This window comes from Paraburkholderia sp. BR10936 (genome assembly GCF_040965735.1).
Classification (GTDB): domain Bacteria; phylum Pseudomonadota; class Gammaproteobacteria; order Burkholderiales; family Burkholderiaceae; genus Paraburkholderia; species Paraburkholderia nodosa_A.
In genome coordinates this window covers 61,287-84,935 of record NZ_JBFRCM010000003.1, presented here as the reverse complement: position 1 = coordinate 84,935, position 23,649 = coordinate 61,287, and the positions used below count along the sequence as shown (strand labels likewise).

The following is a 23,649-nucleotide window of genomic DNA, read 5'->3' as shown; positions in this document are numbered from 1 at the left end:
GCAGGCGAGATGGAAAAGCAATCCGGGCGGTCGGACCGCCCGAACGGCGCGGGCGGAAAGGGTCCGCTCTCGCGCCGGCACGTTCACGAATTTCCGGCAGGCCGATGAATACCGTTCAGTCGAATCCACAGGAAGCAGGCGAGGGCGCCGAGGGTGCCGACGGCTCCCACGATTTTGGGCGCCGCAATCCGCTCGAGATCGGCGTCCAGCTACGCAATCTCGTCAATCGCGGCGACTTCCTGACCCTCCAGTATCGCGGCGGACAGCTCGTCACGCGCATTCTGGCCGTCAACGGGCGCGAGCGCACTTTCGTGTTCGACTGGGGCGCGATGCCCGAGCAGAACACGGGCGTGCTCGCGGCGCCCGAGTGCCTGTTCCACGCCTCGCCCGACGGCGTACGCGTGGAGTTCAAGACGGCTACGCCGCGGCGCACCGAGTTCGAAGGGCACCCCGCGTTCGAAGCCGATTTCCCCGAAGTGCTGTTCTACGTGCAGCGGCGCGAGTACTTCCGCGTCGACACGCCCGTGCTCGAGCCGTGCATCTGCCGCGGCGAGCTGCCGAGCGGCGGCCCGCGCTTTGCGTACGAGGTGCATGACCTCTCGCTCGGCGGCCTCGGACTGCGTACGACCGAGGAGCGCGTCGCGGACCTCGCCATGGGGCTCGTGCTGCCCGACGTCGAACTCGACCTGCGCGCGCACGGCAAGCTGCGCGTGGATCTCGCGCTCGTCGTGCTGCGCTTCATCGATCTGCCCAACGGCGACCGCCGCTATCACATGGGCTTTCGCTTCGACGCGCTGCCCGGCGCCTCCGAGAACACGCTGCAGCGCTATATTACGCAGCTCGAGATGAAGCGCCGCGCGCTCGCGCGTGCCTGAGCGGCACGCGCCTCGCCCGCACGATCCGCCACACCCCGGACGGCGCAGCGCATGCTGCGCCGGTTCGCCCGCCGCGCGGCAGCCGCGCACGCGCCCACTCGCTAACGTTTTCGTCCCCATCGGGCGCTCAATTTTTGCAGTGCGTTGCCGTTATACCGTGAGTACACCACGCGGTTTGCCAGGGGGGCAGGCCGCTTTCGAGGATTACGCATGTCCAACATTTTCTCGATCGGTCTGAGCGGCCTGCAGGCGGCGCAGATTGGTATCTCGACCACCGGCGAGAACATCAGCAACTCGACGACCGCGGGCTACACCGTCGAGAAGCCGGTGTACCAGGAATCGGCAGGCCAGTACACGTCGAACGGCTATCTCGGCAGCGGCGTCACCACCGCGACCGTGCAGCGCGCGTACAGCCAGTACCTCACGACGGCCGTCAACAATGCGCAGACGGCCAGCAGCTCGTACACGGCTTCGTACAACCTCGCCACGCAGCTCTCGAATCTCGTGGGCAGCCCGACCTCGGGCATCGCCACCGCGATCACGAACTTCTTCACGGGCCTGCAGAACGTCTCGAATTCGCCTTCGGATACCGCAGCGCGGCAAACCGTGCTCTCCGACGCGCAGACGCTCGCCACCCAGATCAACGCCGCGAGCCAGCAGTACGACGCGATGCGCCAGAGCGTGAACACGCAGCTCACGAGCGCGGTCTCGCAAATCAACACCTACACGCAGCAGATCGCGAACCTCAACGCGCAGATCACGTCCGCGAGCTCGAGCGGCCAACAGCCGAACCAGCTGCTCGATCAACGCGATCAAGCGGTCGCGAACCTCTCGCAGCTCGTGGGCGTCCAGGTCGTGCAGGGCAGCACCGGCTACAGCGTGTTCCTCGGCAACGGCCAGCCGCTCGTGGTCAGCAGCCAGAGCTACAACCTCGGCACGCAGCCTTCGAGCACCAACCCGCAGGAACTGGCCGTGACCTGGCAGGGCCTGAACGGCGCGAGCGCCGCATCGCAAGGCGCGCCGCAGGTGCTGTCGTCGGCCGCACTGCAGGGCGGCACCGTGGGCGGCCTCGTTTCGTTCGTCTCGTCCACGCTCGATCCGGCGGAGTCGCAACTGGGCGCGATCGTGACGAGCTTCGCCGCGCAGGTGAACTCGCAGAACGCACTCGGTCTCACGCTCTCGGGCGGCGCGGGCGGCAATCTGTTCACGGTGGGCAACCCGCTCGTCACGGCCAGTTCGACGAATCCCGACACGCAGACCACGGTCAGCGCGACGCTGACGAACAGCACGCAGCCGCTCACCGACAACTACAAGCTGAGCTACGACGGCACGAACTGGAACCTCACCGACACGACGACGAACTCGCTGGTCGCGACCCAGCCGAACGGCACCGCGCCGATCAAGATCGGCGGCTTTTCGATTACGCCTTCGGGCACGGTGAGCGCGGGCGACTCGTTCATGATCCAGCCGACGGCCGGCGCACTCGCGAGCTTCTCGGTCGCGACCAGCGACCCCGCGGCGATCGCGGCGGCCACGCCGGTCGTCGTGTCGGCGTCCACGAAGAACGCAGGCACGGCCACGGTTTCGCAGGGCACGGTCGGCGCAGGTTACTCGACCAGCGCGCTGCCTGTCACGCTCTCATACGCCTCGACGAGCACCACGACCGGCACGCTGAGCGGTTTCCCCGTCGGTTCGAAGGTGCAGGTCACCGTGGCCGGCTCGAGCACGCCGACGACGTACACGATCACGAGCAACACGACGCCGGTGAGCTACGACGCCACCACGGGCGCGACGATCGCCATCATGGATTCCACGGGCACCGTCACGAACGCAAGCTTCACGATGACGGGCACGCCCTCGAACAACGACACGTTCACGGTGGCGGGCAACAAGAGCGGCACGCAGGACGGCCGCAACGCGCTCGCGATCGCGAACCTCACGTCGAGCACGGCGTACACGGGATCGACCACGCTCACCACGGCGTATGCGAACTACGTGAACTCGATCGGCGACACGGCAAGCCAGCTCAAGGCGTCGAACACGTCGCAGCAGTCGCTCGTGACGCAGCTCACTTCGCAGCAGCAGTCGGTGCAGGGCGTGAACCTCGACGAGGAAGCGGCGAACCTGCTGCAGTATCAACAGCTCTATCAGGCCAACAGCAAGGTGATCCAGACGGCGGCATCGCTGTTCCAGACCCTGCTCGGCATTTTCCAGTGAGGCGCTGACCCATGCGTATCGCGACTTCCCAGATTTTTTCCTCCAGTCTGTCGACGATGGAGAACCAGCAGTCCCAGCTCCTTCAGGTCCAGCAGCAGATCTCGACCGGCGTGGCGATTTCGAACCCGGGCGACAATCCGCTCGGCGCCGCGCAGGCCGTGACGCTTTCCGCCACGAGCGCGACGCTCACGCAGTACACGTCGAACCAGACCACGGCGCTCACTGCGCTGCAGCTCGAGGACACGACGCTCTCGAGCGTGACGAGCACGATGCAGAGCATTCACTCGCTCATCATCGAAGCGCAGAACGGCTCGCTCACGGACCAGGCGCGCCAGGCGATCGCCCAGCAGATGCAAGGCGACCGCAACCAGCTGCTCACGCTCGCCAATACCACGGACGGCGCGGGCAACTACATCTTCTCGGGCTTCCAGAGCACCTCGCAGGTGTTTTCGAACAAGTCGGGCGGCGGCGTGACTTACAACGGCGACGCGGGCCAGCGCGTGATGCAGGTGGCCGGCACGCGCAACATCGCGGTCGGCGACACGGGCACGACGGTGTTCCAGAGCGTGCAGGCCGTGGGTTCGGCCAACGTGGCCTCGGGCAGTTCGTCGAACAAGGGCACGGGCGTGATCAGCGGCGTGACGGTGACGGATCCGACCCAGGCGACCAACAACGACCACTACTCGATCGCGTTCGCCACCGACGCGACCACGGGCGCGCTCACCTACACGGTGACCGACAACAGCGTCAGCCCGGCGACGACCACGACGCCGGCCAATTACACCGAAGGCAATCCAATCTCGCTCGGCTCGGGCATGAGCGTGACGATGTCGGGTACGCCCAGTGCGGGCGACTCGTTCTCGGTCACGCCGGCCACGGCGTCGCAGAACACGGACGTGTTCGCGAGCATCGACAGCATCATCGCTGCGCTGAACACGCCCACGAGCGGCTCCACCGCCGCGGTCGCGAACCTCAATAACGCGCTGAACACGGGCCTCACGCAGATCGGCAACTCGCTGTCGAACGTGATCACGGTGCAGGCTTCCGTGGGCGGCCGCGAGCAGGAAGTGAAGGCGCTGCAAACGGTCACGTCGACCAACTCGCTGCAGGTCACGTCGAACCTCTCCGACCTCATGAGCACCGACACGGTGGCCGCGATCAGCCAGTTCGAGCAGCTGTCGAACGCGCTCACGGCTTCGCAAAAGAGCTTCGCGGCAACGCAAAATCTCTCGCTGTTCCAGTACATCAATCCTTGATCGTGAGGCATTGATCGGTCGAAAAAAAGCGGATTCCGATCCGCTTTTTTATTGCGCTGCGCGCGCGTCGTGCGAGGCGCGTTTCAACCGTGCGGCCGCAGCGCGCCGGCCACGCGGCCCATCTGGTCGATACCGCTGTCGAACAGTCGCGCGAAGTAGGGAATCAGGTTCGGCATCATCAGCTGAATGAGCAGCAGGCCCACTAGCATCGTGAGCGCGAAGCCGATCTGGAAGATACCGATTTGCGGGGCCGCGCGGTTCAGAATGCCGAGCGACAGATTGGTGATGAGAAGCGCGACCACCACCGGCAGCGAAAGCAGCAGGCCCGAGGTGAGGATCGTCGCGCCATAGCTGGCGATCAGCTGCCAGCCCGAGGCGCCGAGCACGCTCGCCGTAACGGGCAGCGTCTGGAACGTGGCGACGAGCGCCGCGATCATCTGCAGATGGCCGTCGAACACGAGGAAGGCCAGCATCGCCATCATGTTCAGCCAGGAGGAGAGCGCGGGCGAACTGGTGTTGGCCTGCGGGTCGAAGAAGCTCGCGAAGCCCAGACCCATGCCGAGGCTCATCATGTCGCCCGCCGCGGTGACGACCGCGAACACGAGCTGCATCGTGAAGCCGAGCGCCACGCCGATCAGGAACTGGTTGACGAGGATCCACACGCCCTCGGCGGAAAACACCGTGACTTGCGGCATCGCGCCGAGCGTAGGCGCGACGATCAGCGTGATGAAGCCCGCGAGGCCGATCTTCACGCGCGTCGGCACGGAGCGGTTGCCCACCACGGGCGCGATCGCCACGAGCGCCAGAATGCGCGTGAACGGCCAGAGGAAGGCCGTGAGCCAGGCGTTGAGCTGCGCGTAGGTGACCGTAAACATCGTGTGCCGGAAGACGAGCGCCGAAAGCGCAGAGGGGCGGCCGGGGCTGCGCTTAGCCCGCGAGCTGCGGAATGCTCGTGAAGATGCGGTGCATGTAGTCGAGCATCGTCGTGAGCATCCACGGGCCGGCGATCACGAGCGTGACCGCGATGGCGACCAGCTTCGGGATGAATGCGAGCGTGGATTCGTTGATCTGCGTGGCCGCCTGGAAAAGGCTCACCACCAGGCCCACCACGAGCGCGACGAGCAGGAGCGGCGCAGCAAGCAGGAGCGCCACATACATCGCCTCGTGAGAGAGCGTCATGACCATTTCGGGCGTCATGTCTGTGTCCTCAGGTAAAGCTCTGCGCGAGCGAGCCGATCAGCAGTTGCCAGCCGTCCACCAGCACGAACAGCATCAGTTTGAACGGCAGCGAAATCGTCGCGGGCGACACCATCATCATACCCATCGACATCAGCACGCTCGCCACCACCAGGTCGATGATGAGAAACGGGATGAAGATCGTGAAGCCGATCTGGAAGCCCGTCTTCAGCTCGCTCGTGACGAACGAGGGCACGAGCAGCGTGAGCGGCACGTCCTCGGGTCCCTGCATGGGCGCCGCGTGCGAGATGCGCGCGAAGAGCGCGAGGTCGGACTCGCGGGTCTGGCGCAGCATGAAGGTCTTGAAGGGCGCGACACCGCGCGCCACGGCGTCGTCCATCGAAATCGTGCCGGCCGAGAACGGCTTGTAGCCGTCGTTGTAGGCCTTGTCGAGCACCGGCGACATCACGAACAGCGTGAGAAAGAGCGCCAGGCCCACGAGCACCTGGTTGGGCGGCGTGGTCGTCGTGCCGAGCGCCTGGCGCAGCAGCGAGAGCACGATGATGATGCGCGTGAAGCTCGTCATCATCAGCACCATCGCCGGCAGGAACGACAGCATCGTGAGCAGCAGCATCGTCTGCACGCTCAGCGAGTACGTCGTTCCGCCGTTGGGGCCGGGGCTCGTGTTGAAGGCGGGGAGGCCTTGCGGGCCGCCCGCGCTCTGCGCGTGCGCCAGGTGCGGCAGCGCGAGGGCGAAGGCGCCCGCGCCGAGCATCAGCGCGAACGGAAGCGCCGTTCTGGCGATCTTCGCGAGGGTAGCCGCGCGCGCGCGGACATCGCCGCCTGCGCCCGGCGCATGAAGGGAACTGCCGTGCATTTACTGCGCTCCGCCGTCGTGACGCATGAAACGCGCGTTGATGCGTTTGTTCGCCTCGCTTTTCAGCGCGTCACGAAAGCGCTGTGCGAAGGTGCCCGAGAGGGCGGGGGCGTTGGGAGCGGCCGCTGCGACGCCTGCGGGAAGCTCGCCCGCGGGCAGCGTGTGGAGCAGGCGCACGTTGCCGGGCGCGGCGCCCAGCACGAGCCAGGTATCGCAGATCTCGACGACGGCCACGCGCTCCTTGCCGCCGAGCGATGCGCCGCCCACGGTCTTCACGAGCGCGTTCTTCGGGCCGCCCTGGAGGCCGAGACGCCGCGCGAGCCAGGCGCAGCCGAATACCACGGCAATCACGAGCGCCAGACCCAGCACCGTCTGCACCACCGCGCCGAACCCGAGCGCGGGGACCGCGCTGCCGGCGATCACGGCGGAGGCGCCCGAAGCAGCCGATGCCGCGCGCGTGGCTTCGTTGAGCGCCTGAAGGTCGGCGGCTCGCGCGCTCATGACCGCGAAGACGGCGGCGCCGGCGAGCGAAAGGTGTACAGCGAGGCGCCACGAGAATCGCAGCACGCGCGCGCCGCGGGACTTCTGCGTGCGTCGCGCGTTGGCGCCGGGAACAGCCTGGGGTTTCATCGGTTCAGCTTCCGGATCCGCTCGGACGGCGTGATGATGTCGGTGAGACGAATGCCGAACTTGTCGTTCACGACCACCACTTCGCCCTGGGCGATGAGGCAGCCGTTCACGAGCACGTCCATCGGCTCGCCGGCCATGCCGTCGAGTTCCACGACCGAGCCCTGCGCGAGTTGCAGCAGGTTGCGGATGGCGATCTTGGTGCGGCCCAGCTCCACGGTCATCTGGACGGGAATGTCCAGAATCATGTCGATGTCGTTGGCCGTCCTGGTCGAATCGACCTTCGAAAGCGGCTGGAACACGGCCGCCGGTTGCGCGGCGGGCGCTTCGTTGCTGTTCTGCTCGGCAAGCGCGCTCGCCCAGTCGTCCATCGAGTCGCTGCCCGCTTCCGGCGCCGCAGCCTCGAAACCCGGGTCGAGCACCGGCTCGTCTGCGCTCGTGCCGTTGATGTCACTCATATCCACCTTCCTTCATCGTGTCGGCTGCGCTGATCATCTTCTGGACCCGCAACGCGTATTGACCATTGAAAATTCCGTAGCCGCACTCCATCACGGGCACGCCGTCCACCTTGGCGGTGATGTGCTCTGCGATGTTCATGGGCAGCACGTCGCCCTTCTTCATGTTCAGGATCTGCTCGAACGTCACGGGCACCTGCGCGAGGTCGGCCGTGAGCTCGACTTCGGCGGCCTGCACCTGCTTCGAGAGCACGCGCACCCAGCGGCGATCCACGTCGAGCACTTCGCCTTGCAGCGGCGAGGCGAGCACGTCGCGGATCGGCTCGATCATCGAGTACGGCATGCAGATGTGCAGCGTGCCGCCCGTCGGCCCGAATTCGATCGAGAACTGCGTGACGATCACGATCTCGTTGGGCGTGGCAACGTTTGCGAACTGCGTATGCATTTCAGAACGCACGTATTCGAACTGGAGCGGCCGCACGCTTTTCCACGCGGTCGTGTAGTGGTCGAACACGAGATTGAGCAGCTTGCCGATGATGCGCTGTTCGGTCTGCGTGAAGTCGCGGCCTTCCACTCGCGTGTGAAAACGGCCGTCGCCGCCGAACAGGTTGTCCACGACGAAGAACACGAGGTTCGGGTCGAACACGAACAGCGACGTGCCGCGCAGCGGCTTCACGTGCACGAGGTTCAGGTTCGTCGGGATCGGCAGGTTGCGGGTGAACTCGCTGTACTTCTGCACGCGCACCGGACCGACCGAGATTTCGGCGGTGCGGCGCATGAAATTGAAGATGCCGACGCGCAACAGGCGCGCAAAGCGCTCGTTGATGATTTCGAGGCCTGGCATCCGGCCGCGAACGATACGTTCCTGCGTCGCGATGTTGTAGGGCCGTACGCCCTGCTTCTCCGAGCCGCTCGAATCGGAATCGACTTCGCCGGTGACGCCTTTGAGGAGGGCATCGACCTCCTCCTGGGACATGAACTCGTCGTGACCCATCGTCATGATGACTGGCCCTCCATCGCGGGAATCATGTCAGTCACGCTCACTGGACGACGAATTCGGTGAACAGCACGTCGTCGACGTGCATCGGCTTCTCGTTCGCGCCGGCAGGCTGCGAGATCAGCACGGCGAGTTCCGTGGCGAGCGCACGCTTGCCGTCGAGCGGTGCGAGGTCGGACGGATGCTTGTTCGAGAGCGCGAGCAACAGGCGGCTGCGGATCTCGGGCATGCGCGCGACGAGCGCGTCCTGGGTGGCCTGGTTGTCGAGCTTGAGCGTGAGGCCGATGCGCAGGTAGTGCGACTCGCCGTCGTCGGCCTGCAGATTGACGGTCATCGGCTCGAGCGCGTAGTACACGGGCATTGCCGGCGGCGCGGCGGCCGGCGTGACCGGCGCGCTCGCCGTGTGGCGCGACATGAAGAACCACGTCGCGCCGCCCGCCGCGGCGGCGGCGAGGATCGCAATGAGCGCGATGACGATAATGCGCTTCATCGGTCCGGGTTTCGCGCCCTGGGGCGCGGCTTGCTGGGATGCGGTGGTGGTCGCCATGTCGAAAGTCAGCCTGGATGCTTGCAAGGGTCCGGGGCACCGACCTGGTGGTCAGTCCGGGCATGCTGCATTGTTCCGGCTTTTGCCTTTCAGCGATGGGAGGAATAGACGGGGGAATTCCGGCTATCTCGTGGTTTTGTTGCGCGCCGCGGCAAGCCGGGCGCGCAAGGACGAGAGGTCAGGGCGCGCAGCCGCTGGGCGCGGCTGCGTAAGGCAGGGTGTCAGGAAGGTGTCAGGCGAAGGTGTCGATCAGGCCGACGGAGCGCTGCGTGACGCTCGCGGCGCTGCTCGTATCGTCCACGGTATCCGTTGCGGCGAGCGTGCTGCCCGAGCCGGAACCGGAACGGCCGGAGCGGCCCGAACCGCTGCCGTCCTGCTGCGCCTGCTGGTTCATCTGGCGCGAGAAGCCGTCGCTCACGCTCGCGCTGCCAAGGCCGATGCCGTTTTGCTCCATGGCCTCGCGCAGCTTCGGCAGGGCCGCCTCGACGGCCTCGCGCACCTGCTGGTGCTGCGAGACGAAGAGGGCGTGCGCGTGGGTGTCCGAGACCTGCAGCACGACCTGGAGCGGTCCGAGATCCTTCGGATTGAGCGTGAGTTCCGCCGACTGCTGGTGTGCGTTCGAGAGGAACACGACCTTCTGGCTGAGCGCGTCTTCCCAGTCGTTCGTGCCGACCTGCGGCGCGATCGACGCGGAGGCGGCCGCCGCCGCCGGATTCGCGCTTGCGCTGGCCGCCTGGGCGGCCTGAGCCTGCGCGGCCGTCGCGGCGGCGACCGCTGCGGCCTGGGTCGCGGCGAGCGCGTCGGTCGTGGCGGTGCTTGCCGTGGCGTCGGTCTGCGTGGCGGCGCCTGCCTGCTGCTGCGCCGCTGCCGTGAGCGCGTCGGTGGCGGCCTTGGCTGCGTCGGTCGCGGTGGTCGTGGCGCCCTTGGCCGCGTCGGCGCTCGCGCCGCTGCTTGCGGCCGTGCTGAACGCCTTGCTCTGGGCGGTCGCGCTCAAATGCGAGGCGAAGCTGCTGACGATGTTCGAACCCGAGCCCGTGCTGGCCGTGGTTGCGCCATTCGCAGCCGATCCGGCCGTGCTCACCGCATGCGTGGCGAGCGTAGCCGCGCCGCCGCGCAGCTGCGCGAGCGCGGCTTGCAGGGCGTCGTGCACCGACGTCGAGGTGCTGCTCGCGGCGCTGCCCGTGGCCGTGCCGTCGCCTGCCGCGCCGGCAACTGCTGTGGCTGCCGTGGCGGCCGCTGCTGCCGCCGCGGAGGCGACGCCGGCGAGCGTGCTGTCGCTGCTCGTCTGGCTGCCGTCGGCGTTCGCGTCGGTGCTCGTGTTGTCCTGGGTCTGCTGGCCCTGCTGCGCTTGCTGCGTTTGCTGCGCCTGCTGGGCTTGAGCCGCGGCGGCCTGCGCGCCTGCGTCAGAGGCCTGTTTTTGCTGGGCGCGCGCGGCGGCGGCGCGGCGATCGGCGCTCGACGTGCCCTGCGAGGCCTGGCTCGAGCTCGAGCTGGACGTCTGCGATGCACCGCTGTTGCTGTTGGTGCTGCTTTGCGAGGCGCTGCTGCTCGACGTGTTCGAATTGGACTGCGCCGACGCATTCGACTGCGCGCTTTGCGCCGCCTGGGCGTTCTGGTTCGCCTGTGCGCTTTGCGCGTTCATCTGCTGCTGCAGCGTCTGCGCAAAACCCTGGCTGGCGGCATCGGCCTGGCTGATGGAGTTCGCTGCCGTGTTCGACACGGCGTTCGAGGTGGAATTGCCCGTCACGGCGTCCGTGGCGGCGCCGAACAGCGAAGAAAGGGAAGAGAGGAGCGACATACTGGCGGCCTCGAAAACGTGTTACGGATGTTGCGACGTTCGCATGCGCAGCACGCGGGCGGCGTGCTCGTCGGCGTCGCGCTGTTCGCGGCGGGCGTCCTTGCGGGCCTGCACATCGTCATGGCGGGTTTGCAGCACCTCGTACGAGCCGAGCTTCTGCTTGCTGCGCTGCCACTCGGGCTTGGCGGCCTCCACGCGCGCGGTGGCCTGCTCGAGCAGGCGCCGCTGCTGTTCGATCGCCGCGTCGAGCGTGTCGATGAACGCCTGGAAGTTGCGCACGTTGCCCGCGGCCATGCCGCTGCGCGCCGATTCGGTGAAACGCGTGTGGTACTCGTCACGGTAGGTGATGAGCGCCTGGAGCTGCTTTTCGACCTCGACGCGCTCGCGCTGCACGCGCCCGAGCTTCTGCGTGGCGGCGTCGACGTCGTCTTGCGCGAGGCCGATCAAGGTTTGCAGCGCGGTTTGTTTCGTCATGTCCTGGCTCCAATCAGCTGGCCGAGCATCTCGACGCTCTGATCATAGTTCGCGGTTTCGCGAAAACCCTGCTGAAGAAAGGCCTCGATGCGCGGATACAGCGCGATCGCGCGGTCGAGCACGGCGTCGCGCCCGCTCACGTACGCACCCACGTTGATGAGGTCGCGGTTGCGCTGGTAGCGCGAAAGCATCTGTTTGAGCGCGCGCGTCTGGTTCAGATGCTGGTCGTCGATCAGCGCGGTCATCGCGCGGCTGATCGAGGCCTCGATGTCGATGGCCGGATAATGCCCCGCTTCGGCGAGCGCGCGCGAGAGCACGATATGGCCGTCGAGAATCGCGCGCGCCGAGTCGGCGATCGGGTCCTGCTGATCGTCGCCTTCGGTGAGCACGGTGTAGAACGCCGTGATCGAGCCGCCGCCCTCGGGGCCGTTGCCGGTGCGCTCGACGAGCGCCGGCAGCTTGGCGAACACCGAGGGCGGATAGCCCTTGGTCGCGGGCGGCTCGCCGATGGCGAGCGCGATCTCGCGCTGGGCCATCGCGTAACGCGTGAGCGAGTCCATGAGCAGCAGCACGTGCTTGCCCTGGTCGCGAAAATATTCGGCCAGCGACGTCGTGTACGCGGCGGCCTGCAAGCGCAGGAGCGGCGAAACGTCGGCCGGCGCGGCCACGACGACCGAGCGCGCAAGGCCGTCCTCGCCCAGGATCTGCTCGATGAATTCCTTCACTTCGCGGCCCCGCTCGCCGATCAGGCCGATCACGATGACTTCCGCGCTGGTTGCGCGCGCCATCGTGCCGAGCAGCACCGATTTACCGACGCCCGAGCCCGCGAAGAGGCCCATGCGCTGGCCGCGCCCGACCGTGAGCAGCGAGTTGATCGCGCGCACGCCCACGTCGAGCACCTTGTGGATCGGCTCGCGGTTCAGCGGATTGATGACGGGCGAGGTGAGCGGCGCGTCGGCCTCGGTGTTCAAGGGGCCCAGGCCGTCGAGCGGGCGGCCCGAGGCATCGACCACGCGGCCGAGCATGCCCCAGCCCACCGGCAGGCGTTTCGCACCGGCCTTCGGGTCGGCGATCGGCGCGGTTTCCAGCGGCCAGACGCGCGCGCCGGGCAACAGGCCCGCGACTTCGGTCGTCGGCATCAGAAAGAGTTTGTCGCCGCCGAAGCCGACCACTTCCGCTTCGGCCATCGGCAGCGAGCTGCCCGGCGGCAGCTCGATCATCACCTCGGCGCCCACGGAGAGGCGCAACCCCACGGCTTCGAGCACGAGGCCCGCCGCGCGCGTGAGGCGCCCGCAGCCGCGCAGCGGCAGGGCGAGCGCATTGCGCTCGCGCACGCCGCGCAGTTGCGCGTTCCACGAGGTCAGGAACGGGTTGGCCGGGTCGTAGTTCGCCGGCGGTACGTAGGGTGCGCTCGGGGTTTCGGCCGCCACGACCGGCGCGCCGTGATCCGTCATGCCTGGCGGCGCATCGGCGGCGTCCGCGGCGAGCGCGGCGTCGATCGCATCGATGGCGCCTTGCTCGCGTGCCTCGCGTTTGGCCGGAATGCCCGGAATGTCGAGGTCGCCCACGAGCAACGCGCCAAGCTGTGCCGGGTCGCTCGCGAGCGGGCCGAACGAGGCGAGCGCGAGTTCCTGCTCGAGCGGCGTGAGACCGCCCGTGTGGATGGTCTGATGGCTCGGCGGTTGCGGGTGGTTCACCATGGCCGTGCCTTGCCGAGCGCGGCCGTCACGCGCTCCCAGCGCGTGCGGATGCTGGCGTCGGTTTCGCCCGTCGCGGCCTGCGCGCGGCAGCCGCCGCGCTCGATGGTCGGGTCGGTGCGCACGCTCCAGCCGCGCGTCTGAAGGTCGTCCAGCAGATAAGCCTCGACGATCGGCAGATCGGCGGGGCTCACCACGAGCTGCGGGGAACCGGCGAGCTGCGGCTCGGCCACGAGCACTTCGCGCGCGACCGCGACGAGCGCCGTCGGGTCGTGCTGGACGTGCTGGCGCACGACCTGCTGCGCGATGTCGAGCGCGAGTTCCACGAGCGTCTCGGCCACGCCGGCCTGCGCCGTTTCGAGCGCGTCGCTAAAACGGCTGGCGAGCGCCGCGAGCTGTGCCGCCTGCGCGCGCGCCTCGGCCTGGCCCTGCTCGAAGCCCTGCTGGCGGCCCTGTTCGTGCCCGGCCTGATAGCCGAGCGCCTGGCCCGCCACGTGACCGGAGCGCAGCCCTTCCTGGTGGGCCGCGTCGCGCAGCGCATGGAGCTGGGCCTCGAACGCCGCGGTTTCGTCGGGCGTGGGCGGCGGCGGCGGGGGAGGCGGCGGGTCGAACGAGGCCATCTCCCAGCGCTGGTACGCCGAGCGATGGCTGTTCGCGGAGCTCGTGTCAGACATAAGCGTCTTCTGCCTTGCCGCCTAGAACGATCTGGCCGCTCTCGGCGAGGTTGCGCACGATCTGCAGGATGCGGCGCTGCTGTGCCTCGACTTCCGACACGCGCACCGGACCGCGCGCGTCGAGGTCTTCGGCGAGCAGTTCGGCCGCACGCTGCGACATGTTCGAGAGGAACTTGGTGCGCAGCGCGGGCGGCGCACCCTTGAGCGAAATGATGAGCGACTCCGACTCGACTTCCTTGAGCAGCAGCTGGATCGCGCGGTCCTCGAGGTCGAGCAGGTTCTCGAACACGAACATCTGATCGATGATCTTCTGTGCGAGTTCCGCGTCGTACTGGCGGACGTTCTCGATCACCCCTTCTTCGTGCTGGCTCGTCATGAAGTTGAGGATTTCGGCCGCCGTGCGGATGCCGCCCATCGGGCTGCGCTTGAGGTTGTCGCTGCCCGAGAGGAGGTTCGTGAGCACGTCGTCGAGTTCGCGCAGCGCCTGCGGCTGGATGCCGTCGAGCGTCGCGATACGCAGCAGCACGTCGTTGCGCAGGCGCTCGGTGAAGCACGAAGCGATTTCCGATGCCTGGTCGCGGTCGAGGTGCACGAGGATCGTCGCGATGATCTGCGGGTGCTCGTTCTTGATGAGTTCGGCCACCGACCCCGAGTCCATCCACTTGAGGCCTTCGATGCCGCTCGTGTCGCCGCCTTGCAGAATGCGGTCGATGATCGCGCCGGCCTTGTCCTCGCCCAGCGCCTTGTTGAGCACGTTGCGGATGTAGTCGTTCGAGTCGAGCGAGAAGGCGGTGTGCTGCTCGGCTTCCTTGACGAATTCCTGCAGCACGACTTCGATCTCTTCGCGCTTGACGTTCCTGAGCGCCGCCATGGCGGCGCCGATTTTCTGCACTTCGCGCGGACCGAGGAACTTGAAGACCTCGGAGGCCTCTTGCTCGCCGATCGACATGAGCAGCAGCGCGCTCTTGGTTGCGCCTTCAGCGTTCATCGTTCACCCAGCTTTTCACGACGGTTGCGACGATCTTCGGATCCTGGCGCGCGATGTTGCGCGCGTATTCCAGGTTGCGTTCGAACTTGTTCTTCTCGTTTTCGAAGGCGAGCAGGGCGGCTTCGCTTTCCGCGCTGTCTTCGCCTTCCGCGCCGGTGCCGCCGATGCGCACCGCTTCGGGGAGACCGTCGAGCATCAGCGGCTCGCCGTCGCCCATGCCGGGCAGCGCGGGCGCAACCGGCTCGGGCGGCGGGAACGCGCGGCGCAGCGCCGGCTTCACCATCACGAAATAGAGGAAGAGAGCCACCGCGCCAATGCCGAGCCACGTCGCAATCTGCTTGGCAAGGGCGAGGATGTCCGGTTGACGCCACCACGGCAGGTTCGCGTTCGGGTCCACTTCGGTCTGGAACGCGGCGTTCACCACGTTCACCGAGTCGCCGCGCTTGGCGTCGTAGCCCATGGCGTCCTTCACGAGCTGCTCGACCTGCGCGAGCTTCTGCGCGTCGAGCGGCTGCATGGTGGCGTGGCCCTTGGCGTCCATCTTCGGCTGATAGTTCACGATCACGGCGACCGACAGGCGCTTCACGTCGCCCGGCGCTTGTTGATAGTGGCGCACGGTCTTGTCGAGCTCGTAGTTCGTGGTGGTGTCGCGATGATCGGAGACCGGCACCGGAGCCGACGCGCCGTTGGCACCCGCCGGCGCGCTGATGGGCGCCGAAGCCGGCTGCGGCGGCTGGTTCGTGAGCGCGCCGGGCACGCCGCCCGCGCCGCTTTGCTGCATTTCCGTCGAAATGTTCTGCTGCTGGCTGCGGATGGCGGCGGCCTGCGGATTGGCGTTCGGACCGTAGGCCTCGGAGGTCTGCTCGAGCTTCGAGAAGTCGAGGTCGGCGCTCACCTGCGAGCGTGCGTTGCCGGCGCCGAACAGGGGCGCGAGGATCGCATCGATGCGCGCCTGGGTGTCGTGCTCGACCTGGCGCACGTACTTGAGCTGCGAGGCATCGAGGCCTACGCCCGTGGCGCTCTGCGTGAGCAGGTTGCCGTCCTGGTCGACCACCGTCACGTTGCGCACCGGCAGGTCCGGCACGGCCGAAGCCACCATGTGCGTGATCGCGGCGACCTGGCCGTCGTCGAGGATGCGGCCCGGATACAGGTTCACGAGCACCGAGGCGGAGGGCGCTTCGCGCTCGCGCACGAACACCGAGGGCTTCGGAATGGCCAGATGCACGCGCGCCGACTTCACGCTCGCGATCGACTGAATCGTTTGTTCGAGCTCGCCTTCGAGCGCGCGCTGGTAGTTCACCTGCTCGGCGAACTGGCTGATGCCGAACTTCTGGTTGTCCATCAGCTCGAAGCCGACCGAACCGTTCTTCGGCAGGCCCTGGGAGGCGAGGCGCAGGCGCATTTCGTTGACCTGCTCGGCGGGCACGAGGATGGCGCCGCCGGCGTCCGAGAACTTGTAGGGAACGTTTGCGGCCTGGAGCGCAGTAATGATGGCGCCGCCGTCGCGGTCCGACAGGTTGCTGTACAGCACCTTGTAGTCGGGCGCGCGCGACCACAGCACGAGACCCGCGACCACGGCCACGAGCACCGCCACGGCAAAAATGAGCGGCGCGCGCGGGTTGCCGCGCACGTTGCGCAACGACGAGAGCGAGCCGAGGCGTTGCGCGAAACCGCCGCCGAGGTCATCCGCGCCGCCCAGGCCTGCGCCCGCGCCAGCGCCGGGCGCGGCGCCCGCGCCAGAGGTGGCGAGGCCCATGCGGGCGTCGGGGTTGATCAAAGAATTGGCAGTCGAATCCATGCGACGGGTATCTCCGGAGGCTTCCAGGTCTCGCCTTGCATGGCGGAGACTTTCACGAGACGCATTATCCGGGGCCACTGGCAAGCCGATTGCGCGAATAGAGCCGGGTTTTCCCCCTAGTTTCGGGGCTGCCGAAACGGACCCGCTGCTATGCTCTCCTCCAGATTCGGCATCTGTCGGTGCGCCGTCTCGGCCGGGCCCGCAGGATCGCTGTGCAATCGCTGAAGATTGCGGCGCAATCGCTGAAACTCCGGCATTGGGGCTCGTCCCCGGAATACCCTGCCGTCCCCTTTTCGTGGAGCAAACATGACCGTGCCAGTATCCCCGCTCACGTCCGCCTTGGCGCAAATGCAGTCGATGGCGACCCAGGCGGCCGGCGGCCCCACCGCAGCCGACGAAAAATCGGGCGCGGCCACGGCCGGCGGGTTCGCGGCGGCGCTCAAGTCGTCGCTCGACCAGATCAGCGACGCCCAGCAGAAGGCCGTTGGCGAGTCGCAGGCGTTCGAACTGGGCGCGAACAACGTGTCGCTCAACGACGTGATGGTCGACATGCAGAAAGCCAACATCGGCTTCCAGTTCGGCTTGCAGGTGCGCAACAAGCTCGTGGCCGCCTACACCGACATCATGCAGATTCAGGTGTGACGGTGCCCGAAGCCTTTGCCCGCTCAACGCGCTAAAGCTTCTCCCCCTACGTTCCGATAACCCGGCTAGAAGAGTCCGTCGCTCGTGCTTGCACAGCGCGTCGGACGACCGCATTCAAGCCAAACGTATCAAGGAGAAGCGCCGATGTTTTCCCCTGCCCAATCTGGAGCTAACGCCTATGCACGCGTGGGCGTCGAAACGGGGGTCATGGGTGCGAGCCCGCACAAGCTGATCGTTCTCCTGTACCAGGGAGCGCGCCAGACCATTGCGCAGGCACGTATGCATTTGCAGGCCGGCAACGTCGGGCCGCGTTGCGAGGCGATCGCCAAGGCGATCCGGATTATCGAGAGCGGACTTCAGCTCGCGTTGAACGTCGAGGCGGGCGGCGAGATCGCTCAACGCCTGAATGCGCTGTACAGCTATATGACGAAGCGCCTGCTGGAAGCCAATATTAAACAGAGCGAGACCATGCTGGTCGAGGTCGATCGACTGCTGGCTACGCTCGAAGAAGCCTGGTTGGGGATAGCGCCGGAAGTGGCGAGGATGGCCGAACAGGCATCCGCGTCAGCGTCCGGCTCATTGATGAGATGAGTTCAAAAGCAGACTACTTCGCCCGCTACGAAGCGATAGCGGCCGTGTCGGAGCAGATGCTCCATGCGGCGCGCGATGCGCACTGGAACGATCTGATCGGCTTGCAGGAGGAGTACCGGATCCTCGTCGATGCCTTGAAGGACGCCGAAGCCGCGGTGCGGCTCACGGTTACCGAACGGGCTCGCAAGTACGAGCTGATCCGCCAGATCCTCGCCGACGACGCCGCCATTCGCGATCTCGCAAGCCCTTGCATGGCACGGCTTTCGGCGCTCTTTTACGGCACCGTGCAGCCCGCGCGGGTCTTGCAGGAAATCTACGGCGCCCGCTAGCGCGGCGCGTGGCGCCTCGCGAGGCAACGGCGCGCAACGCCCCATGAACCGGCAGCTCAGCGCCGTGCGCAGATCCGGAACACCATGAACGGAATCGACACCGGAGCCGCCGCGCTCCTCGCGAGCCGCATTGCGGCGCTCACGCCGGTCGGGCCGCAGAGCGCCTCCGGCGCGGCGCAGACGGGCGTCTCCGCGCTCGCAACGGGCACTGCCGCACTCGCCGACACCGCGACCAACACCAGCAGTACGCAGGACTCGACCGAGACCGTCCTTTCGGCGGTTGCGCTGGCGCTCGACGCCATCATCCGCTCGGGCGGCGAAGCGACGCCCGCCGTAGTGGGCCGCGCGCCGCTCTGGGCCAGCCCCGCTGCCGACGCGGCGCCCGGCGGCGCGGCCACGTTGCCGCTGCCGGGTCTTGGCGGCGAGCAGGCGCAGGCGGCGCAAGCGGCACAAGCGGCGCTGCTCGCGGACGTGGCGCTCGCGGCCCAGGGTCCGGCCGGCGAAGCGCTGGCCGCGGCGGCCGACGCCGGGTCCGATGCTTCCGCGCAGACGGCGTCCTCGCAAAACCCGCAGGCCGGACAAACCACCCAAACCGCTCAAACCGCGCAAACCGCCGCCGCACAGGCCGGCCCGGTCGCCGCGCTCGCGGCGTCGCTCGCGCAGACGGTCAGCGCGAGCGGACTCTTCTACGAAGCCCACCTCGCGCAATGGTTGCGCGGCCAGCTCTCGCCCGCCGACCTTGCCGACGAGCCGCAAAACCGTCTGCTCGGCGCGCACTCGCAACTGCCGCTCGACTGGAGCCCGGCCGACGACGAGATCGACGACGTGCAATGGACCGAGACGTTCGCCGACGCGCCGGGCGCCGCGCGCGGCGAAACGGGCAATGCCCAGAACGCGGCAAACGCGCTCAATGCCGCACTGGCGCGGGCCTTTCCCGGGCTGGCCGATCTGCACGGCGACGCGGCCGCGAACCAGGCCCAGGCGCGCGCGACGCTCGCCGACACCCTGTTGCCCGCGATGCATGAGGCCGCCGCGCAGGGCGCCGGGCCGACGGTCCATCCGGCCGTGATTCCGCTCGTGCGCCAGCAGCTCGATCTGCTTGCCACCGGTGAGTTTCGCTGGAACGGCGAGGCCTGGCCGGGCGTGCGGGTGGACTGGAGCATCCAGCAGGACGACTACGATGCCCGCGACCCGCACTCGGGCGCAGGCGGTGTGGATGCCGACGACATCCCATGGCGCACGCGGCTCACGCTTGCGCTGCCGAAGCTCGGCACCGTCGACGCGGAACTGACGCTCACAGGCTCGACGCTCGCCGTGCGCGTGCAGGCGAATGCGGGCGGCGCCGCGCGCCTGACCGCAGAAAGCGAATCGCTGCGCGGTCGGCTCGAAGCGCTCGGGCTCACGCTCGCGGGGCTCTCGATCCGCGAGATCGGCAGCGGCCCCGCGGCAAGTCCCGCCGAGGCGGCCAGGGCAGCGAGCGCTGCGAGCGCCTACGCCGCACAAACCACTTCCGCCGCATCCACCACGCAGACCGCGCAGGCTGGCGCCGCGGCGGAGGCGTCCGCCGCGCGACCGGGCGCCGACGCGACCGATCAGCGGAACCACCGCCTCGACCACGACTGGGAGTTGTGATGAGCCGCACGCACCGCAAGAGCGCCGCCGCGCTCGCCTACGACGCCCCCGACGGCGACGGCGCGCCCCGCGTGGTCGCGAAGGGCTACGGCCTCGTCGCGGAGATGATCGTGCAACGCGCGAAGGAAGCGGGCCTCTACGTGCACGAAGCGCCGGAGATGGTCTCGCTGCTAATGCGCGTGGACCTCGACGCCAAGATCCCGCCGCAGCTCTATCAGGCGGTGGCCGAACTGCTGGCGTGGCTGCACCGCCTCGAAGCGGATAACGACGCGAAGGTCAAAGCCGCCGCGCAAACGCAAGCCGCCGGAGCGACAGCCGGCGGCGCCCCACGCGATATCAGCGACGTCCGCCGGATCGCCGGCACCCGCCCCGCGCTGCCCTTCAACCCCTCAACATCAACTTGATCAGCCAGGCGACGCGCTTGCCGTAGGGCGGCGCGATGAGCCCGCGCGCATTCAGCCGCGCCTGGGTGAAGACCGGCTTCATCTTCGAGAACGTGACGAAGCCCTCGTAGCCGTGATACGCGCCCATGCCGCTCGGGCCGACGCCGCCGAACGGCAGCCCCTCGGCGGCGATATGCATGAGCGTCTCGTTCACCGACATCCCGCCCGCCACCGTTTCGTGCGTCACGCGCTCGACCGTGCGCGGGTCGTCGGCATAGAGATAGAGCGAGAGCGGGCGAGGGCGCGCATTCACGTAGCGCAACGCTTCGTCGAGCGTGTCATAGGGCACGAGCGGCAAGAGCGGCCCGAAGATTTCCTCCTGCATGAGCGCCGTCTGCGCGCCGGCGTTCGTCACGATGACGGGCGCGAAGCGCCGCGTGGCCGCGTCGTGCGTGCCGAGCGCGTGCAGTTGCGCGCCGCACGCCTGAGCTTCGTCGGCGAGGCGTTGCAGGCGCTCGAAGTGGCGCGCCGAGATGATCGACGTGTAGTCGCGGTTGTTCGCGAAGTCCGGATAGAGCTGCGCGAAGCGCGTGCGCGCGCGAGCGATGAACGCCGCCTCCTGGCCGCGCGGCAGCAGCACGTAGTCGGGCGCGATGCAGGTTTGCCCCGCGTTCAGCGTCTTGCCGAGCAGCAGGCTGTCCACGGCGTAGTTCAGGCGCGCGTCTTCACCGATGATCACGGGCGACTTGCCGCCCAGTTCGAGCGTGACCGGCGTGAGGTTTGCGGCAGCTGCGCGCATGACCTCGTGCCCCACGCGCGTCGAGCCGGTGAAGAGCAAATGGTCGAACGGCAGCGCACTGAAGGCGGCGCCGACCGACGCGTCGCCGTTTACGACCGCCACGTGGTCGCGCGCGAAGGTCTTGCCGATCAGCTCCGCGAACAGCGCGGACGTGCGCGGCGTCAGCTCCGACATCTTGATCATGGCGCGGTTGCCCGCCGCGAGCGCACACACGAGCGGGCTCGCGGCCAGCTGCAGCGGATAGTTCCACGGCACGACGATGCCCGCCACGCCAAGCGGCTGCGGCACCAGCTTCGCGCGTCCGGGCAGCAGCCATTTACCGACCGGTCTGCGGCGCGGCTTCATCCAGCGCGCGCCGTGCCTGAGCGCCGCGTCGATCTCCTGCTTGAGGACGACGAATTCCGCGAGCGCGACCTCCGCCTTCGAACGCTGGCCGAAGTCGGCGTTCATCGCCTCGGCGAGCGCGTCGCGGTTCGAGAACAGCACGTCGCGCAGCGCCCTGAGATGGCGCGCGCGTGCGTCCCACGACGGGAACGGGTCGCGCAGGAAGGCTTCGCGCTGCGCGGCGAGCAGCGTGTCGAGCGCGGCGCGCGGGTCGTCGGGGGCGTCGTGTGCGTTGATCGCGAAGTCTTCGGGCAGGTCCTGCTTCATGGTCGGTCCTCTTGGGTTCGCCCACGCTTTGGCGCGGACGAACGGAAAAATCGGTTCGTGCTATCGGTTCGTGCTGAGTGGTCACACCGGGCGCGACGGAAACGCCCGCTCGATGATCGCGGCGTGATCGAAGCGCGCGGGCAGCGTGCCGAATACTCGGTCGCAGTCGGCGTCGTGCTCGTCCAGGCGCGTGGCGATGAACGCTTCGGCGATCTCCGGCGGACCGTCGCGCAGCAGCATGGCCTGCGCGATCAGCACGATCTGCTGTGCGATGCGCCGCGCGCTCGTCTCGCGCGTGCCCGGCGCGCCATTGAGCAGCGCCGAGAGGCGGTCGAGCGCGGCGTTCAGAACCGGGTGAGTCTGCGCGTCGCGCCGCCACGCGAGAAAGAGCGCCTGGGCGGCGTCGGCCTCGCGCTCCAGCGCGCGCAGCACGTCGAGGCACATCACGTTGCCCGAGCCTTCCCAGATCGAGTTGACGGGCGCTTCGCGATAGAAGCGCGCCATCGGCCCTTCCTCGACGTAACCGTTGCCGCCCCAGACTTCCATGGCCTCGCCCGTGAACGCGAGCGCGCGCTTGCAGACCCAGAACTTCGCCGCCGGCGTGACGATGCGCCGCCAGGCGCGTGCTTCGAGCAACGTGTCGTCGGTATCGCCGGGTTTCGCTTCGGCGCTGTCTTCGAAGGCGCGCGCAAGCCGCATGAAGAGCGCCGTCGCCGCTTCCGATTCGAGCGCGAGATCGGCGAGCACGTTTTGCATGAGCGGCTGCTCGGCGAGCACGCGGCCGAACGCGCTGCGGTGGCGCGCGTGGTGGATCGCCTGCACGAGCGCCGCGCGCATGAGCGCCGCGCTGCCGATCACGCAGTCGAGCCGCGTGTAGTTCGCCATCTCGATGATGGTCGGCACGCCGCGGCCTTCGTCGCCGATCATCACGCCGTACGCATCGAAGAACTCCACTTCGCTGCTCGCGTTCGAGCGGTTGCCGAGCTTGTTCTTCAGGCGCTGCACATCGACCGCGTTTTTCGTGCCGTCCGGCCGGTAGCGCGGCACGAAGAAGCAGGAAAGTCCGTCGTGCTCCGTGGTGCGCGCGAGCACGAGATGCGCGTCGCACTGCGGCGCCGAGAAAAACCACTTGTGGCCGGTGAGCAGATACGCCGCGCCGCGTCCGGCTTCGATGCCCGCGGGGCGCGCCTCGGTGCGGTTGCTGCGCACGTCCGAGCCGCCTTGCTTCTCCGTCATGCCCATGCCGATCATCATCGAACGCTTCTGCGCGAGCGGCAGGTCGCGCGCGTCGTGCTCGCGCGTGTAGAGCGGCGCGCGCAGCGTTTCGAACAGCGCCGGTTCGCGCTGCAGCACGCCAATGCTCGCGAACGTCATGGTCAGCGGGCACAACGACCCCGATTCGAGTTGCGCGTGCAGGAAGTAGCCTGCGCAGCGCGCGGCCATCGCGCCAGGCTGCGGGTCCGAATAGGGCAGCGCGTGCAAGCCCTGCTCGCGCAGCAGCGCGAGCAACTCGTGCCAGGCGGGGTGGAATTCGATCGCGTCGATACGCTCGCCGCGCGGGCTATGCGTGTGCAGTTCGGGCTCATGGCGATTGGCGAGATCCGCGAGCGCGAGCGTTTGCGCCTTGCCGAGCGTCTCGCCATGGCGCGCTAGCGTTTCGCGGTGCCAGTTCGCGCCAGCGCGCGCGAGGGCCTCGCCGAGCGCCGCGTCGGTGGTGAAGAGGTTGTAGTCGACGAGCGGCGGCGCCTGGTTCGTCACTTCGTGGGTCGTGCCGGGGCGATGCGTGACTTCCGTCGGGTTCATCTGCCTGTCTCCGATGCAAGGCTGCTGCGTGCGGCGTGCTTCACGCGCGGCCGTTCGTGTTGTATTCGCTCTCGTGACGGGGGAGGCGTGCGCAGCGGCCGCTCCATGGGAAGCGTCCGTGAGGTGAGTGATTCTTGTGCGCTCCAGCGCTCCCTTTGCCGCTTGCTGGAATCTCGCGGGTTTCAGCTCTGGCGGCTGAACCGCCTTCCATCATAGGCGTCGATCCGCTGTCAGGTTTAGAGGAGATGCTCTGACATAAAAGCTGACCTCCGAATCAGACGCTTCCTACAATGCGCCATTGAAGCCGAAAACGAACGAGCGTGCAATTAGCGCGCCGGGGCCTCGCAAGAGGCAGGCATGGGG

General features: G+C 67.8%; 23 protein-coding genes. 8 read left to right on the top strand and 15 right to left on the bottom strand.

Features of this window, described 5'->3' with window-relative positions; genetic code table 11:
• Positions 1-104: 104 nt before the first annotated feature.
• The 3 genes from AB4Y36_RS06915 (at position 105) to flgL (ending at position 4,348) form a co-directional block, all read left to right on the top strand.
• Positions 105-875, top strand: coding sequence for a flagellar brake protein (locus AB4Y36_RS06915; protein ID WP_028203371.1), 771 nt, complete (start codon positions 105-107; stop codon positions 873-875).
• 210 nt (positions 876-1,085) lie between these two features.
• Positions 1,086-3,092 (top strand): flagellar hook-associated protein FlgK, encoded by a 2,007-nt coding sequence (gene flgK / locus AB4Y36_RS06910; RefSeq protein ID WP_368607131.1) that lies wholly within the window; start codon positions 1,086-1,088, stop codon positions 3,090-3,092.
• An 11-nt stretch (positions 3,093-3,103) separates the two neighbouring features.
• A complete protein-coding gene (flgL, locus tag AB4Y36_RS06905) occupies positions 3,104-4,348 on the top strand; it encodes a flagellar hook-associated protein FlgL (RefSeq protein WP_342949214.1) in 1,245 nt (414 codons plus the stop codon).
• Positions 4,349-4,431: 83 nt separating this feature from the next.
• Here flgL and fliR read toward each other — a convergent pair whose 3' ends face one another.
• From fliR to fliF, 13 genes are all read right to left on the bottom strand, one after another.
• Complete coding sequence (gene fliR, locus AB4Y36_RS06900; protein WP_368682620.1) at positions 4,432-5,223, bottom strand: flagellar biosynthetic protein FliR; 792 nt, start codon at positions 5,221-5,223, stop codon at positions 4,432-4,434.
• Positions 5,224-5,275: 52 nt separating this feature from the next.
• On the bottom strand, positions 5,276-5,545 hold the full coding sequence (gene fliQ, locus AB4Y36_RS06895; protein WP_069264333.1) for a flagellar biosynthesis protein FliQ: 270 nt from the start codon (positions 5,543-5,545) through the stop codon (positions 5,276-5,278).
• Positions 5,546-5,555: 10 nt separating this feature from the next.
• Positions 5,556-6,299 carry a flagellar type III secretion system pore protein FliP gene (gene fliP / locus AB4Y36_RS06890; protein ID WP_246089067.1) on the bottom strand — a complete coding sequence of 248 codons (744 nt, stop codon included), beginning with the start codon at positions 6,297-6,299 and terminating at the stop codon, positions 5,556-5,558.
• 102 nt (positions 6,300-6,401) lie between these two features.
• Entirely contained in the window at positions 6,402-6,902 is a 501-nt protein-coding gene (gene fliO / locus AB4Y36_RS06885) for a flagellar biosynthetic protein FliO (protein ID WP_368682825.1), read from the bottom strand.
• A 125-nt stretch (positions 6,903-7,027) separates the two neighbouring features.
• On the bottom strand, positions 7,028-7,486 hold the full coding sequence (gene fliN, locus AB4Y36_RS06880; protein WP_069264329.1) for a flagellar motor switch protein FliN: 459 nt from the start codon (positions 7,484-7,486) through the stop codon (positions 7,028-7,030).
• Positions 7,479-8,477: a flagellar motor switch protein FliM gene (fliM, locus tag AB4Y36_RS06875; RefSeq protein ID WP_069264713.1), complete on the bottom strand. Its 999-nt coding sequence runs from the start codon at positions 8,475-8,477 to the stop codon at positions 7,479-7,481. The genes fliN and fliM overlap by 8 nt, the downstream gene beginning before the upstream one ends.
• Positions 8,478-8,523: 46 nt before the next feature.
• On the bottom strand, positions 8,524-9,027 hold the full coding sequence (fliL, locus tag AB4Y36_RS06870) for a flagellar basal body-associated protein FliL (protein WP_368682619.1): 504 nt from the start codon (positions 9,025-9,027) through the stop codon (positions 8,524-8,526).
• A 232-nt stretch (positions 9,028-9,259) separates the two neighbouring features.
• On the bottom strand, positions 9,260-10,825 hold the full coding sequence (locus AB4Y36_RS06865; RefSeq protein ID WP_368682618.1) for a flagellar hook-length control protein FliK: 1,566 nt from the start codon (positions 10,823-10,825) through the stop codon (positions 9,260-9,262).
• Between the two features lie 21 nt (positions 10,826-10,846).
• Positions 10,847-11,299, bottom strand: coding sequence for a flagellar export protein FliJ (gene fliJ / locus AB4Y36_RS06860; RefSeq protein ID WP_069264319.1), 453 nt, complete (start codon positions 11,297-11,299; stop codon positions 10,847-10,849).
• Complete coding sequence (gene fliI, locus AB4Y36_RS06855; protein WP_069264317.1) at positions 11,296-12,999, bottom strand: flagellar protein export ATPase FliI; 1,704 nt, start codon at positions 12,997-12,999, stop codon at positions 11,296-11,298. The genes fliJ and fliI overlap by 4 nt, the downstream gene beginning before the upstream one ends.
• A complete protein-coding gene (gene fliH, locus AB4Y36_RS06850) occupies positions 12,993-13,670 on the bottom strand; it encodes a flagellar assembly protein FliH (protein WP_069264316.1) in 678 nt (225 codons plus the stop codon). The genes fliI and fliH overlap by 7 nt, the downstream gene beginning before the upstream one ends.
• Entirely contained in the window at positions 13,663-14,658 is a 996-nt protein-coding gene (gene fliG / locus AB4Y36_RS06845) for a flagellar motor switch protein FliG (RefSeq protein ID WP_069264314.1), read from the bottom strand. Before fliG ends, fliH begins: the two co-directional genes overlap by 8 nt.
• A complete protein-coding gene (gene fliF / locus AB4Y36_RS06840; protein WP_069264310.1) occupies positions 14,648-16,456 on the bottom strand; it encodes a flagellar basal-body MS-ring/collar protein FliF in 1,809 nt (602 codons plus the stop codon). The genes fliG and fliF overlap by 11 nt, the downstream gene beginning before the upstream one ends.
• A gap of 306 nt (positions 16,457-16,762) precedes the next feature.
• Between fliF and fliE the strand changes: the two genes are divergently transcribed.
• The 5 genes from fliE to AB4Y36_RS06815 all read left to right on the top strand — a co-directional run bounded on the left by fliE (position 16,763) and on the right by AB4Y36_RS06815 (position 20,054).
• A complete protein-coding gene (fliE, locus tag AB4Y36_RS06835; RefSeq protein WP_069264308.1) occupies positions 16,763-17,098 on the top strand; it encodes a flagellar hook-basal body complex protein FliE in 336 nt (111 codons plus the stop codon).
• 144 nt (positions 17,099-17,242) lie between these two features.
• Entirely contained in the window at positions 17,243-17,689 is a 447-nt protein-coding gene (gene fliS, locus AB4Y36_RS06830) for a flagellar export chaperone FliS (protein ID WP_368682617.1), read from the top strand.
• A complete protein-coding gene (locus AB4Y36_RS06825; protein WP_069264304.1) occupies positions 17,686-18,018 on the top strand; it encodes a flagellar protein FliT in 333 nt (110 codons plus the stop codon). The genes fliS and AB4Y36_RS06825 overlap by 4 nt, the downstream gene beginning before the upstream one ends.
• 84 nt (positions 18,019-18,102) lie before the next feature.
• On the top strand, positions 18,103-19,650 hold the full coding sequence (locus AB4Y36_RS06820; RefSeq protein ID WP_368682616.1) for a flagellar hook-length control protein FliK: 1,548 nt from the start codon (positions 18,103-18,105) through the stop codon (positions 19,648-19,650).
• Entirely contained in the window at positions 19,650-20,054 is a 405-nt protein-coding gene (locus AB4Y36_RS06815; protein WP_368682615.1) for an EscU/YscU/HrcU family type III secretion system export apparatus switch protein, read from the top strand. The genes AB4Y36_RS06820 and AB4Y36_RS06815 overlap by 1 nt, the downstream gene beginning before the upstream one ends.
• Here AB4Y36_RS06815 and AB4Y36_RS06810 read toward each other — a convergent pair.
• Both AB4Y36_RS06810 and AB4Y36_RS06805 read right to left on the bottom strand, forming a co-directional pair.
• On the bottom strand, positions 20,032-21,483 hold the full coding sequence (locus AB4Y36_RS06810) for a coniferyl aldehyde dehydrogenase (RefSeq protein ID WP_368606139.1): 1,452 nt from the start codon (positions 21,481-21,483) through the stop codon (positions 20,032-20,034). The two genes, AB4Y36_RS06815 and AB4Y36_RS06810, sit on opposite strands and share 23 nt — an antisense overlap.
• An 81-nt stretch (positions 21,484-21,564) precedes the next feature.
• Positions 21,565-23,286 carry an isovaleryl-CoA dehydrogenase gene (locus AB4Y36_RS06805; protein WP_368682614.1) on the bottom strand — a complete coding sequence of 574 codons (1,722 nt, stop codon included), beginning with the start codon at positions 23,284-23,286 and terminating at the stop codon, positions 21,565-21,567.
• Between the last annotated feature and the right edge of the window lie 363 nt (positions 23,287-23,649).